We start from the raw sequence: 13,120 nt of genomic DNA, 5'->3' as shown, positions 1-13,120 counted from the left end.
TCGCCGCCCACTCAGGCTCGCGGGTCGCTCAGGTCGACGTGGATCTTGGGGCCGGGTCCGGCGTCTGCCGGGCGGGCGCCGGCGAGCACCGCCGGCAGCTCCTCCAGCGAGATGGTCGCAGCGACGAGCCCGCGAGGATCGACGGCGCCGCTCGCGTACGCCGCGATGGTTCCGGCGAGCCCGGGTGAGGCGCTCAGCACCCCCACGGCGGTGACGTCCTTCAGCGCCAGGTCACGGGTGTCGATCATCGAGGGCGCGCCGGCGAGCCCCACGTAGACGACCCGCCGGCCCGGCTCGACGAGTTCCAGAGCGCGCGCCGGCAGATGCGTCGCATTCGAGGCGTCGATGACCGCATCCCACGGGCCCGCGGGAAGGTCGTCGTCGGTCCACACACCCTCGAAGCCGAGCGAGCGCGCGAAGTCGAGCGACCGTGCGCTGCGACCGAGGAGATGGACCTGGGCGCCCCGCGCGCGCGCGAACAGCGCGCACAGCAGTCCGATGGTGCCCGGCCCCAGGATCAGGCACCGCTCCCCCGGCGCGAGCGCCGCGGCCTCCACCGACCGGTACGCGTTGCCGCCCGGCTCGACGAGGGCCCCGGCGACGTCGTCGACACCGTCGGGGAGCCGGTGGAGGGCGTGGGCCGGCACGGCGAGCTGTTCGGCGAGTGCTCCCGGACGCCCGTTGCGGATGCCGATCTCGTCGCGGACCTCGCACACGTGCTGACGGCCGCTCGTGCATCGGCGGCACCGGCCGCAGCCGAGCATCGTGTCGCCGGTGACGCGCGCACCCAGCCATGCCGGGTCGACCCCTGCCCCGAGCGCCGTGACGGTTCCCATCCACTCGTGGCCGATACGGATCGGATAGGCGGCATCGCCGCTGCGCAGATAGGCCATCTCCCCCGTGAAGAACTCGACATCGGTGCCGCAGATGCCGGCGCGGGACACGTCGACGACCACTTCTCCGACCGCGGGTTCCGGGGGCGCGACATCCTGCACCTCCGCATGGTCTGGGCCGGTGATGACGAGCGCCCTCATCGCGGCGGCACCGCGGCCGACGCGGGGGCGACGCCGTTCCAGTAGTGCGGCGCGAGCCCTCGGACCCCCGGCCGGATGGTGAACAGGCGGCCCGACAGCGGGTGCTTCTCGAGATCGCCCGGCGACAGGTTCTCGCGGGCGGTGGTGATCACGAGCACGTCCAGGTCGGGACCGGCGAACACCGGGCAGGAGGTGTGCGGCGCCGGCACATCCACGCGCGACACGATCTCGCCTCGGGGCGAAACGCGGAGCACGCAGCCCCCACCCCACACCGCGACCCAGAGGTGCCCCTCCTCGTCGATGGTCATGCCATCCGGATGCCCCTCCTCGAGCTGCAGGAACAGCTGGCGCTCTCCCACCACACCGTCACCCGGGTCGTAGTCGCGCACGAAGATGCGGCGGGCGGAGGTGTCGACGGTGTACAGGCGCCGACCATCGGCGGTCCAGGCGAGGCCGTTGGCGAGGGTGAGGTCGTCGTCGAGGACGCCGACCTCGTCGCCGTCGATCCGGAGGAGCAGCTCGTTCCCCGGGCCCATGGTTCCGACGACGAAGCGGCCGGCGGGGTCGGGCTTGCCGTCGTTGAAGCGGCGCTCATCGCCGCCGATCAGGGCCGGTCCTGACGTGATGACGCCGTCCGGGCCGCGACGGTGAAGCCGGTGCACGCCCGCCACGAGAAGCTCGCCGTCCTGCGAGACCGCCACGGCGCCGGCCGTGTCGGGGAAGTCGTAGCGGTCCTCGGGGGTGATCGACCCGTCGAGACTCAGAAGTCCGGTGTGCACGGCCCCGAGCATGATGTCGACCCACAGCATCCGGTCCCGGATCGGATCCCACACCGGTCCCTCCCCGAGGAAGTGGACGGTCTCGGTGGCGACCCGCGCGGTGCCGAGGGACGGAACGTCCGCGTACGCCGTCATCGCGCACCGCCCCGGGGTGGCGCCACCGTGTCAGTGGGATTCACGCGACACCCTCGATCCGGACGAGCCGACGAGGAAGTCGAGGTCGGCGCCGCGGTCGGCCTGCAGCACGTGGTCGACGTAGAGGCGCTCCCACCCACGGCGGGGCCTGGCGAAGCCGTCGACCGTCGCCTGGTTCGGGGTGCGAGCCGCGAGCTCGTCGGCGGGGACGTCGAGTTCGAGCCGGCCGGCGCGCACGTCCAGCGAGATCCAGTCCCCGGTCTGCACGAGCGCGAGCGGTCCGCCGGCCGCCGCCTCGGGAGTGACGTGCAGCACCACTGTGCCGTACGCCGTGCCCGACATCCGTCCGTCGCAGATGCGGACCATGTCGCGCACTCCGCGCTCGAGCAGCTTCGTGGGCAGCGGCATGTTCGACACTTCCGGCATCCCGGGGTAGCCCTTGGGGCCGCAGCCGCGGAGCACCATGACGCTGTTCTCGTCGACGTCGAGCTCGGGGTCGTCGATGCGGGCGTGGAAGTCTTCGATGGAGTCGAACACCACCGCCCTGCCGCGGTGCTTGAGCAGGTGCGGCGAGGCCGCGGCGGGCTTGATGATCGCGCCGCCGGGAGCCAGCGATCCGCGCAGCACCGTGATGCCCGCGGCCGGGCTGAGCGGGCTGTCGCGCGAGGCGATGACGTCGGGGTCCCAGATCTGCGCCTCGTCGAGGTAGTCGACGAAGGGATGACCGGTGATGGTCAGAGCCGTGGGATCGAGGAGGTCCTTCACCTCTTTCATCACGGCGAGGAAGCCGCCGGCTCGGAAGAGGTCGTCCATCAGGTACCGGCCCGCCGGCTGCAGGTTCACCAGCAGCGGCACCTCGGCGCCGATCCGGTCGAAGTCGTCGATCGAGAGGTCGATGCCGAGCCTGCCGGCGATCGCGAGAAGATGCACGACGGCGTTGGTCGATCCGCCGATCGCGGCGAGCGCCACGATCGCGTTGTGGAAGTTCGCCTTCGTCAGGAACGTCGAAGGACGCCGGTCTTCGGCGACCAGCCGCACCGCGAGCTCCCCGGTGAGGTGGGCCGCTTCCAGCAGTCGCGCGTCGGGGGCGGGGGTTCCGGCGAGACCGGGGATCACGGTGCCGAGCGCCTCGGCCACGAGCGCCATCGTCGAGGCGGTGCCCATCGTGTTGCAGTGCCCCTTGGAGCGGATCATCGACGACTCGCTCTTGAGGAACATGGTCTGGCTGAGCGTGCCCGCCCGCACCTCTTCCGACAGCCGCCACACGTCGGTGCCGCATCCGAGGGCCTCGTTGCGGAAGTGCCCGGTGAGCATCGGGCCGCCGGGAACGACGACAGCGGGAAGATCGACGGATGCCGCAGCCATCAGCAGCGACGGGATGGTCTTGTCGCAGCCGCCCAGCAGCACCACGCCGTCGATCGGGTTGGCGCGCAGCATCTCCTCGGTGGCCATCGCCGCCATGTTGCGCCAGAGCATCGCGGTGGGACGCACCTGCGTCTCGCCGAGCGACACCACCGGGAGCTCCAGCGGGATGCCGCCGGCCTCGTAGATGCCGTTCTTCACCGACTGCGCCACCTCCGTGAGGTGCGCGTTGCACGGCGTCAGGTCGGAGGCGGTGTTGGCGATGGCGATCTGGGGGCGGCCCGTGAAGGCCGACTCGGGTGCGCCGCGACGCATCCAGGCCCGGTGGATGTACGCGTTCCGGTCTTCGCCGGCGTACCACTCCGAGCTGCGCAACTCTGCCACAGCGCTCCCACTTTCTGCCCGTGCGATCCGTCTGGAGGGAATGCTGGGTAGCGTAGCGCGTCAGCCGCGAAGCGCGCCGTCCTCCGCGTCGAGGCGGGCGAGTCGCCGCTCCCGGAGGGCGAGGAAGAGCGGGACGGTGAAGGCCGCCGCGGTGAGGAGCGAGAGCGGGATCAGCACCCAGGCCCACGGCATCCGGAGCCGTCGTCCCTCGACGACGATGAAGATGCTCGCGGCAGCCACCACGACGACCAGGTCCCACTGCAGCGACTGCGTCGCCGCGCCGTTGGTGAACCACTCGCCGAACCAGGCGCTGTTCTCGCCGATGGCGATGAGGTTGAACGTCCACGTGACCGCGAGGCCGGCGATCGCGAGCCCCAGGTAGACGACCGCGAGCGGCGTCCAGTGCCGCGTCATCGCCGGGCTCCCGCGACGACGGCGACGGCGGCGACGGGTGCGGCGACGAGCACGCCGACCAGCGCGATCAGCACCGGTCCGGCCGGTGCGATCACCGGCTGGCCGATCAGCGCCTGCCACGTGAGGATGCCGAGCACGGCCGCGAACGCGAGCGAGACGACCAGCATGATGCGCCATCTCACTCGCACATCTCGCAGCACGGGCACCCGCCGGCTGAGCAGCTCGAGGGCGAGCAGCGTCAGCGGCAGCACCTGGAGCGCGTGCATGCCGACGAAGTGGGGCACCCGCAGGTCGCCGCCTTCCGTGCTCCACCCGAGGAAGGGCAGGCCCGCGCCCCCGTCGGGCACGCCGACCGCGTGCGCCCCCGCGATCCCCTGGAAGTCGTCCAGCTGGTCGGCGTTCGGCCCCGTCATGAGAAAGGCGACGGCCATGCCGGCCAGCCCCAGCACCACGCCGGCGCGGATCGCGAGGTTGCGCGCGGCATCCGGTGTGGGACTGACGAAGAGGGCGATGCCGATGAGGAGGGTGACGATCCAGACGACCGCGATCGACGAGGCCATGATCGACCACAGGGTCGTGTTGAGCGGCGTGGTCACGTTGAAGTGGCTCGTCGTCCCGGCAGCGGCGGCCCAGACGATGATCACGATCTCGGCGACGAGCGCGATGACGACGATCGTGCCCGCCACGGCGGCCGCCCGTTGCCACCGTCGCAGCTGTCCGATGAGCCAGGCGAGGGTGACCGCGTAGATCGCGATCGACACCGCGAACTTCAGCGGCTTGAACCACGCGTTCTGGCCCAGGATCTCGCGGGGGTCGACGAGGGCGAGCACGCCGCAGACGACGGCGAGCGCGGTCATCCCGACGGCGAGGGCCAGAAGCGGGCGATGCCATCGCTCGGGCATCGGCACGGGTTCGAGCGATACCGGCTGTCGGTCGAGCGTTGCGGTCATGACTTCTTCTCCTCGTTCTCGGGAGTGCCGTACCTGCGGTGGGTCTCGGCCTGCTGGGCGAGCCTTCGCAGGCCCGCGAACAGGCTGTCGCCGAGCACCGTGCCCACGACGACGGTCTCGGCCATCGCCTCGCGCGAACCGCTGCGGTCGAGCGCGTCGAGGTCGGCGGCGGCGACCAGCTCGGCGGCCGCGGCGTACTGCGGGAGCGTGGTGGTCAGGTCGTGCCGGCCGATGACCTCGTAGGCGTCGAGCACGCCCGCGGCGAGCTCGACGCCGGGGTTGTCGGTCGAGACGCACCAGCCGCGTTCGGCGGCGGCGGCGACGACCCGCTGGACGGATTCGGCCCGCGCGGGTGTGGAGCGCTTCGGGATGGCGTGCTGTGCCTCACCCAGGACGTGGGGCAGCGGCATCCGCTCGTCGTCGATCGCCCGGAGCACGTCGCGCGCCGCCGCGACGGAGAGTCCGCCGACCTCGATGAGGGCGCGGATCAGGCGCAGCCTGTCGACGTGTGCCTGCGTGTAGTCGGTCTGGTTGTAGCCCGTCCGCTCGCCGGCGGGCAGGAGCTCCTCGCGCGTGTAGAACTTGATCGAGGCCGGACTCACACCGGCGTGCGCACTGAGCTCGGAGATCCTCACGTCGACAGTATGACTATCGATAGCGCAAATATCAATAGGTAGAGATCACATGACGAAGCGGCCGGCCAGCAGCGCGAACGCCGCGGACCGACCGCTTCCGGTCTGATGGGACGTGTCAGCGGGTGAGCGGGTCACCGTCGTCGTCGAGGGCGGACGCCGCCGTTCCCGTCTGCCGGACGTCGGCGTCGACGGACTCGCCGTAGAGGGGACGCCCGGTCGCGCCCGCGTCGACCACGGTCACGTCGGGCTCCGGAACGACAGCGACCGTGACGTCGGTCTCGGTCTCGGTCTCGGGCTTCTTGCCCGACCCGGAGACCGCCGCCGCGACCCCGGCTGCGGTTGCTGCGGCTGCCGCGAGGCCCACACCGGCCGCGACCTTGCCGGAGATGCCGGCCTTGCCGCTGTCGCCGCGGGACTCTGCGGCCGCACCGATTCCCGGCTCCTCGAGGTCGGTGTCCGCGCCGACCGACCCGCGCCAGGCACCCGTGGCATAGCCTTCGGCCTCGATGAACTCCTTGAAGCGCTGGAGGTCGCCCTCCGCCTGCTTCTCGACCACGTGGAGCTTGTCGCCGATCTTCTCCACCACGCCTTCGGGCTCGTACTCCAGCACGAGATGCACCTGGGTCTGGCCGCCGCCGACGTCTTCGAACGTCACGGCACCGGCGTTCGTGGCGCCCTCGGTCGCGGCCCACGAGACCTTCTTGTCGGGCGTCTGCTCGAGGATCGTCGCCTTCCACTGGCGACGGATGCCGCCGATCTCAGCGACCCACTCGAGGTTCTGGTCGTCGAGCTGCTTCACCGACTTCACCCCGCCCATGAAGTGCGGGAACTCCTCGAACTGCGTCCACTGGTTGTACGCAACGCTGATCGGAACGTTGACGAGAATCCTCTTCTCCACCTTCGTGCTCATGCGTCTCCTCCTCCGGTGTTGACTCGCGCATGTACGCGTCCAGCGACGGTACGTCGTGGTCGCCCGGCGCCCTACCCCCTTGCATCCGGCGCCCATCCGAACGATGATCCGGGCCCGGCGGGCTCGCCCGGTGGGTTGATCGGCCGGCGGCGTGCACAACGTCGGCGATCCGTCGCGCCACGGCGTGCCGAGGCATCCGCCCCGGCCATACCGGCGGCCTCCGCCGACGTTGTGCACGCCCGGCGGCCGAGACCCCGCGCGGGATTTACCCACAGGGAGTCGAGCGCACATCTCCCGTCGGCGACACCCAGTCGCCCTCGGCCAGTCCGTCATCAGGGATCGTGAAGGACGCGCTGTAGTACGGGGAGGGAACGTCGTTGATGCCGATGTTGTACCGCACTCCCGGACCAGGGTCGGGGGCGACCATCCTCGAGTTCACCAGGCCGGGATTGGAGCCTGACACCACCAACCACTCTCCTGCCGAAAGGCTCGCCTCCCCCCTCGCCTCCCAGATCCTCTCGCTTTCGACGGATCCTCCCGTGCGCGTGGCCTGAGACATGAAAAGGCGGTCGACAACCCGGTCCTCGCAGACGGCCACCAGCACGTTCTCACCGTCGAATCCCAGAGCATAGGGCCCGAGCAACTCGTAGTTGCGGTTGCACCCCGCGAGAACGAGCACCACGGAGACAACGGTGAGCGCACCGGCCGCCGCACGCGCGCGCCTCACGGCTGCCCGAGCTTCTCGCGAGCTGCCGCCACGATGTCGACGTAGTTCAGATCGAACGGCTCGGTCAGCACTCGCTCCAGTGCCGCCGACAGAGCCCATAGCGCCGCGCGCTCCGCCCGGTCGACGGGGAGGCCGCTACGCGGGTCGTCCCACCGGCGGAGCATGTCGAACAGAACCAGCGCCTCGTCGGCACTCAACGTAATCTCGCGATCGGCCACATCGCCACGTTACAAACCTCGACGACCCGAGAGGACCGACGACCTACTTCTTGGTCAGCTCGGCGGCGATGTCGGGGACGTAGGTGAACTGCTCAACCGGCGGGCGCTCGTAGTCGTCCGCTTTGGGCCGATCGGGGATGTCGATCTCCTCGTGCTCGAGATGGCGGTACGGGATGCTGCTCAACAGGTGGCTGATGGCGTTCAGGCGGGCCGTGCGCTTGTCGTCGCTCTCGACCACCCACCACGGCGAACCCGGCGTGTCGGTCGCGGCGAACATGGCGTCCTTCGCGCGGGAGTAATCCTCCCAACGACGGATGGACTCGAGGTCGGTCGGTGACAGCTTCCAGAGCTTGATCGGGTCCTCCCGCCGCGCGAGGAAACGCGCCTGCTGCTCTTCGTCCGACACCGAGAACCAGTACTTGATCAGGATGATCCCGTCGTCGATGAGCATCTGCTCGACAAGCGGCGCCTGCCGCAGGAACCGGTGGTACTGCTCATCCGTGCAGTACCCCATGACCCGCTCGACGCCGGCGCGGTTGTACCACGACCGGTCCATGAGCACGATCTCGCCCTTCGTGGGCAGGCGCTCGATGTAGCGCTGGAAGTACCACTGCCCTTTCTCCCGCTTCGAGGGCTTGTCGAGCGCGACGACGCGCGCGTGGCGGGGGTTGAGATACTCGGTGACCCGCTTGATCGCACCGCCCTTGCCCGCGGCATCCCTGCCCTCGAAGATCACGACCACTCGCGTGCCGGTCTCGGCGACCCACCGCTGCATCTCGACCAGTTCGACCTGCAGTCGCTTGAGCTCTTTCTTGTAGACCGATTTGGGCACCCGCGTCACGGGTGTCCCGTCTGCCTGCTTCTTCGCCACTGCTCCCCCTCAGTTCGTTTCCCGCCGCACCGCGGCGGCCGTTCGTCATCCCATGCGTCAGCCGTCGCGCGGTGCGATCAGCGCGGACCGCGCCCACGCGTCGCGGGCGAGCCGATAGCGCCGGAAGCGCACTCCGTCGAACTCGCCGTCTTCGACGGGATCAAACCCCCACCTCGCCATCACGTCGCCGGGCGTGCGCGAGTACGGCAGCGCCACGGAGATCTCGTCGAAGCCCAGTTCGTCGAATCCGGCAGCGAAGGCGGCTCGGGCGATGTCGGCGCCGGCACCCCAGAACGCGGGGAAGAGCACGAGCCCGAAGTCGGGTCCGGCATCCTCCCGCTGAAACCCGCCCCAACCCGCGAACTCACCGTCGAGGAACACCGCCCACGGCCCGTACCCGTTCTCTTCCCACTGCGCGTCCTTCGCGCGGACCCACTCCGCGGTCTGGGCGTCGTCGAAGCGTCCGGCCAACGGCATGTGGCGCGCATTGCGCGGCTCGTTGAGCAATTCGCGGACGGCGGATGTCGCGACCTCGGTGAGACGCCGGAAGCGGATCTCCGGCTCCGGTGCAGCGGCCACCTGATCCCCTCCCCCTGCGCTTCGCGCCTCGAGAACTCCGCCCTGGTCAGCGCCCGCCGTCTTCGTCGAGAGCGATCGGCGGCGGCGCGACGAAAAGGATAGGGCGCGTGGGGCACCGGCACCAGCGATTGCGCGGAGGGCGTGGTGTGTGCGTGTTGCGCGTCCGCGTGTTCGGTCCGGTTCGGGAATGGCAGGGACACATCGCGCAGTCATTGCCGGTGCGAGCCCAGCCGGGTTGCTAGGGTGCTTACGGGTGTCCCCAGCACCCACGCGGAGACGATCCCCCCGTGCAGTTTCCGCCGACCGATTCACCCTTCAGGGAGGGGGAAGGTCGACCGGGTCCGGGCTCCCCAAGCGCCCGGGCCCGGCTTATTCGTTGGGCGCCGTCCTCCCGTTCGTCTCTTCTCCACGAGCGATGCGACGAGTTATCCACAGATGCACGGAAACGGCCGGAATGGCATGACCGGTTCTGCGTAACCTACCGGGGACCGGGACCCCGCTCCGTCGACGGGCGGAGTCGTGCGGCCGGTCAGGTCGCCCCGCCACGGCCCCCCAGTCCGCGGCGGGGCGACCGCCATCCGGTGCGTGCGGGGGTGCGGCTTCGGGTCGGTCGAGCGCTGCAGTTTCCGGCGTCCGCTGCGTTTCAGCTGCCCGCGCGCTGCAGTTTCCGGGATCCGCTGCGCATCAAATCAGGGGCGGATGCCGCAAACTGGCGCGCCTGCGGGGGAGCCCCGTCAGGGAAGGTCGTAGAAACCACCGAAGGGCTCGGCGATGTCACCGGTGTCGCGGACGTCGAGAAGCACGGTCGCTACCGTCATGATGATCGACTGCGACCCGTTCACGAGCACGCTGACCTCTCGGTTACCGACGACGACGACGCTGACGAAACCGCCCCCACGTTGGATCGCGGCCTCGATCCGATCACGGAGCTCGGGGAGGTTCTGCGCCTGAGCAAGGACGAACCGGCGTTCATCGATCTCGATCGTCGTCTGCACCATTGTTCCGACGCCGTCCGTTGTCTCAACAACGTCGGGGATCTGCGCGTCGCTCATCGCCTCCCCCGTACGTCCGGCAAACCCCCGGGTCTACCCATGCGACGACTACCGGCCAACGGTCTCGCTTGCTGTCTTCTCGGCTCGGGGCGCCTGGCGCTGCAGTTCCCGGCATCCGCTGCGTCGCAAGGCATAGGCGGATGCCGCAAAGTGGCGCCCGCGCGGCCTACTGCCCGCGCAGCGGGACCGCCCGCCCGTGATGGCGTCAGGAACAACTCCCCGTCGCCGTGAAGCCGACAATCCCTAGATCACAGTCGCCATCGGCTGCTGCGAACCGCTGTGCGAATGAAGATGAGTATCGCTGCGAGGACCGCCGAAAGTCCGCCGTAAAAGAATCCTGTGTAGCCCCACGAGAATGCGGCTCGACCCGGGTCGTCCTCGACCGCTGTAAGACACCGAGCTTCTAATGGCCACATCGAGAACTCGCGAGCGTCGTTCGCTGCCGACATCCACTGGTCATACGAACTGACGCACATCCCGCCCACCGCCGCGGACATCAGTGCGCAAAACGCACAGAACGCTCCGGCCAAGAGTAGCGACCAGCCCCACGTCAAGCTCCTGGATCGATCGGCCTTGCGTCGCCTCACCTCCGCAGCGGACGGGTAGACCTGCTCGATCACACGAGAAGGCTACGCTGCTCGGATTCATCTTGATCTTGGGTAGAAGATTTCGGGAGCGAGCCCCAAGCGGAAGAGAAGGCCGCCGCACTCGGCGAACTTCTCGTCCACGCCGCAGCGGGAATCCCGATCGAGCTGCACCTGACGGCGGGAGCGCCGGTCGGACTCGAGGCGATCGACGACCTCGACGGGGTCGCAGTGGGCGGCGGGGTCGTTGAGGACGTGCGCGCTGGGCTCGAGCCGGTGTTCGGCGAGCTGCGCCGCCTGGTTGCCCAGGGAGTGCCCTACCTCGGGATCTCCGCGGGCGCGATGATCGCAGCGGAAGGCTCACTCAACGGCGGCTCCCGCATCGGCGGCGTGCCCGTCTCACCCGGAGACCCCGGCGAGTCGGATGACGAGTTGGAGATCGAGGCCGGCATCGGACTCGTCGACGTGGCCATCGAGGTGCACGTCGCTCAGCGCGGCGTGCTGTCCAGACTCGTCGCCGCGACCGAATCCGGGATGATTGCGGGCGCGCTCGGCATCGATGGGCGTACGGCACTCATCGTCGGCGACGGAGGTCTGCGGGTCGAGGGCGAAGGCAGTGTCTGGCGCGTGTTGCCCGCCGAGGGCGGCGTGCTGGTCTCCACGATCGGAGCATGAGCCGGCTTCGGGCAGCCCCGGACACCTCACGGAAGGATCGTCGGACTCTTGGGCAGTTCCCGCGACGATCCTTCCCCCGTTCGGGTCGTGTCCTGATGAAGGCGGACGCGGTGTGCGGGCGGGTCGTGGTTGCCCGCGTCACAGTCAGACTCGAACTCAGTCGTCGGCGGGGCGAGTCGATCCACTGAGTGTCGGGCTGCTACGGATGAACAGGCGTCGCTGCGTCCTTGCCGACGACCGTGGTCCACGGTCGGACGGTCCAAGACTTGACGATGCCCGACGTCACGTACGGATCGGCAACCGCGAAGGTGGAGGCGAGCTCCACAGCGTCCTCGCCCTTGAAGACGAGCAGGCCTTCATAGGGGCCGGTACCCACCGCGCCGCCGAGAACGAGCTCGCCGCGTTCGACAGCTGCCCAGGCGAGTTCGAGATGCGCCGACCGATGCTGCTCCCGGGATTCGAGGTAGTCGTCGCCGTAGGTGTACTGGAGGACCGCGTGCATCATGAATCGAACCTATCGACAACTCCTGGCGTGCCCGGTCACAGGGCGGGAATCGACGAGGCTGATCAGAAGCGGGGCATCCGGGTACGACCACGCCCGCACTCTCACGGACCGTCGGGCGTCGTTCGGGGCATCCCTGCGAAGCACTCCCCATCGACTCTCGGGGCCGCGTCAGTCCATCGGCGTTCGGCGGTTCAGAGCTACGCGGAGCCCGACTGTCGGGGAGGCTGAAGGAGTGGAGATCGATGCGAAGCTCGTGCGGCGGCTGGTCGACGCGCAGTTTCCGCAATGGCGCGGATTGAGTATTCGTCAAGTCATCCCCGGTGGCTGGGACAACCGCACGTTTCGGCTGGGCGAGGAACTGCTGGTGCGCCTGCCGAGCGCGGATGGTTACGCGGCCGCCGTCGCGAAGGAACAGCGCTGGCTGCCCGTGATCGCGCCTGCCGTGCCGCTCGCCGTGCCGGTGCCGGTTGCGCTGGGCACGCCCACAAGGGAGTTCCGCCGGCCGTGGTCGGTTTATCGCTGGATCGAGGGGACCCCCGCGCTTGACGTTCCCGACCTCGACCTCACGGCACTCGCCGCCGACCTCGCGCAGTTCCTGACGGCGCTCGCCCAAGTGGACACGCGGGATGCGCCGACGGCCGGTCCGCACAGCTTCTGGCGCGGTGCGCATCCGCAGGTCTACGACGCGGACGTGCAACGATGCCTCGCTGAGCTCGACGGCCGGATCGACACCACGGCGGCGCAAGCGATCTGGGATGCCGCGGGGGACGCCGGCATCACATCGGCACCCGTCTGGTTTCACGGCGACATTGCTCCTGGCAACCTCCTGATACGCGACGGACGCCTCAGCGCCGTGATCGACTTCGGCACGTCAGGTGTGGGCGATCCCGCGTGCGATCTGGCTATCGCATGGACGGTGCTCGACGATCCGGCGCGCGCGGTGTTCCGGGAGCGGATGCCGTGGGACGAGGCGACGTGGATCCGAGGCCGTGCATGGGCGCTGTGGAAGACGATGCTCACCCTGGCCGACGCCTCCGGCACGCACGATCCCGCCGAGGAATCCCGCAAGTCTCGCGCCGTGATCGAGCGCATCCTCGTGGACACGCGGTAGCGATTCCGCCGTCGGCACAGCGCCGTCCATGCCTCGGCCCTCTGTCGCGGGAGGCCTTGGTATGGCGGTCTTCGGAACGCTGCTGCCACTGGGTGGCGGGCTAGCTGTTCTTCCCCGACACGTTGTGAACACCTGAGGTAGGCGAAGACCTCCGGGACGATGTGGGTACCACCCTCACATCCGCTCCACGGAGGT

Annotated in this window: 15 protein-coding genes; 2 read left to right on the top strand and 13 right to left on the bottom strand. The window is 69.4% G+C overall.

The genetic code is table 11. From position 1 onward, the window contains the following. Positions 1-11: 11 nt before the first annotated feature. The 12 genes from ACFUTX_RS15265 to ACFUTX_RS15210 form a co-directional block, all read right to left on the bottom strand. Positions 12-1,034, bottom strand: coding sequence for a zinc-binding dehydrogenase (locus ACFUTX_RS15265; protein WP_378866525.1), 1,023 nt, complete (start codon positions 1,032-1,034; stop codon positions 12-14). Continuing rightward, complete coding sequence (locus ACFUTX_RS15260) at positions 1,031-1,948, bottom strand: SMP-30/gluconolactonase/LRE family protein (RefSeq protein WP_378866522.1); 918 nt, start codon at positions 1,946-1,948, stop codon at positions 1,031-1,033. Before ACFUTX_RS15260 ends, ACFUTX_RS15265 begins: the two co-directional genes overlap by 4 nt. Positions 1,949-1,978: 30 nt before the next feature. Beyond that, entirely contained in the window at positions 1,979-3,694 is a 1,716-nt protein-coding gene (locus ACFUTX_RS15255; RefSeq protein WP_378866519.1) for an IlvD/Edd family dehydratase, read from the bottom strand. 60 nt (positions 3,695-3,754) lie between these two features. After that, positions 3,755-4,108 carry a DUF2834 domain-containing protein gene (locus ACFUTX_RS15250; RefSeq protein WP_378866516.1) on the bottom strand — a complete coding sequence of 118 codons (354 nt, stop codon included), beginning with the start codon at positions 4,106-4,108 and terminating at the stop codon, positions 3,755-3,757. Continuing rightward, positions 4,105-5,058, bottom strand: coding sequence for a hypothetical protein (locus ACFUTX_RS15245; protein WP_378866513.1), 954 nt, complete (start codon positions 5,056-5,058; stop codon positions 4,105-4,107). The genes ACFUTX_RS15250 and ACFUTX_RS15245 overlap by 4 nt, the downstream gene beginning before the upstream one ends. After that, complete coding sequence (locus ACFUTX_RS15240) at positions 5,055-5,693, bottom strand: MerR family transcriptional regulator (protein WP_378866510.1); 639 nt, start codon at positions 5,691-5,693, stop codon at positions 5,055-5,057. Before ACFUTX_RS15240 ends, ACFUTX_RS15245 begins: the two co-directional genes overlap by 4 nt. A 115-nt stretch (positions 5,694-5,808) precedes the next feature. Further along, positions 5,809-6,603 (bottom strand): SRPBCC family protein, encoded by a 795-nt coding sequence (locus ACFUTX_RS15235; RefSeq protein ID WP_378866507.1) that lies wholly within the window; start codon positions 6,601-6,603, stop codon positions 5,809-5,811. Positions 6,604-6,868: 265 nt separating this feature from the next. Then, positions 6,869-7,285: a hypothetical protein gene (locus ACFUTX_RS15230; protein WP_378866504.1), complete on the bottom strand. Its 417-nt coding sequence runs from the start codon at positions 7,283-7,285 to the stop codon at positions 6,869-6,871. Between the two features lie 41 nt (positions 7,286-7,326). Continuing rightward, entirely contained in the window at positions 7,327-7,548 is a 222-nt protein-coding gene (locus tag ACFUTX_RS15225) for a hypothetical protein (protein ID WP_378866501.1), read from the bottom strand. Positions 7,549-7,591: 43 nt separating this feature from the next. Continuing rightward, the gene (gene ppk2, locus ACFUTX_RS15220; RefSeq protein ID WP_378866498.1) at positions 7,592-8,419 is read right to left on the bottom strand and encodes a polyphosphate kinase 2; all 828 of its coding nucleotides are present in this window, start codon (positions 8,417-8,419) and stop codon (positions 7,592-7,594) included. Between the two features lie 57 nt (positions 8,420-8,476). Beyond that, a complete protein-coding gene (locus ACFUTX_RS15215; protein ID WP_378866495.1) occupies positions 8,477-8,998 on the bottom strand; it encodes a GNAT family N-acetyltransferase in 522 nt (173 codons plus the stop codon). 734 nt (positions 8,999-9,732) lie between these two features. Further along, the gene (locus ACFUTX_RS15210) at positions 9,733-10,050 is read right to left on the bottom strand and encodes a hypothetical protein (protein WP_378866492.1); all 318 of its coding nucleotides are present in this window, start codon (positions 10,048-10,050) and stop codon (positions 9,733-9,735) included. A gap of 740 nt (positions 10,051-10,790) precedes the next feature. On the opposite strand from ACFUTX_RS15210, the gene ACFUTX_RS15205 reads away from it, so the two are divergent. Further along, positions 10,791-11,309, top strand: a complete 519-nt coding sequence (locus ACFUTX_RS15205; protein WP_378866825.1) for a Type 1 glutamine amidotransferase-like domain-containing protein — start codon at positions 10,791-10,793, stop codon at positions 11,307-11,309. A gap of 199 nt (positions 11,310-11,508) precedes the next feature. Here the strand turns inward: ACFUTX_RS15205 and ACFUTX_RS15200 are convergent, their stop codons facing one another. Then, entirely contained in the window at positions 11,509-11,811 is a 303-nt protein-coding gene (locus ACFUTX_RS15200) for a YciI-like protein (RefSeq protein WP_378866822.1), read from the bottom strand. Positions 11,812-12,046: 235 nt separating this feature from the next. Between ACFUTX_RS15200 and ACFUTX_RS15195 the strand changes: the two genes are divergently transcribed. Continuing rightward, complete coding sequence (locus tag ACFUTX_RS15195) at positions 12,047-12,925, top strand: aminoglycoside phosphotransferase family protein (protein WP_378866489.1); 879 nt, start codon at positions 12,047-12,049, stop codon at positions 12,923-12,925. The last annotated feature ends 195 nt before the right edge of the window (positions 12,926-13,120 follow it).

The organism is Microbacterium sp. NPDC057407 (assembly GCF_042803895.1).
Classification (GTDB): Bacteria; Actinomycetota; Actinomycetes; order Actinomycetales; family Microbacteriaceae; genus Microbacterium.
The sequence above is the reverse complement of the archived record's forward strand: the minus strand, read 5'-3'. Positions and strand labels throughout refer to the sequence as shown.

Coding starts and splice junctions, on each gene's coding strand:
- ACFUTX_RS15265 (WP_378866525.1), bottom strand. CDS start 1,034: ATGAGGGCGCTCGTCATCACCGGCCCAGACCATGCGGAGGTGCAGGAT.
- ACFUTX_RS15260 (WP_378866522.1), bottom strand. CDS start 1,948: ATGACGGCGTACGCGGACGTTCCGTCCCTCGGCACCGCGCGGGTCGCC.
- ACFUTX_RS15250 (WP_378866516.1), bottom strand. CDS start 4,108: ATGACGCGGCACTGGACGCCGCTCGCGGTCGTCTACCTGGGGCTCGCG.
- ACFUTX_RS15245 (WP_378866513.1), bottom strand. CDS start 5,058: ATGACCGCAACGCTCGACCGACAGCCGGTATCGCTCGAACCCGTGCCG.
- ACFUTX_RS15235 (WP_378866507.1), bottom strand. CDS start 6,603: ATGAGCACGAAGGTGGAGAAGAGGATTCTCGTCAACGTTCCGATCAGC.
- ACFUTX_RS15210 (WP_378866492.1), bottom strand. CDS start 10,050: ATGAGCGACGCGCAGATCCCCGACGTTGTTGAGACAACGGACGGCGTC.
- ACFUTX_RS15200 (WP_378866822.1), bottom strand. CDS start 11,811: ATGCACGCGGTCCTCCAGTACACCTACGGCGACGACTACCTCGAATCC.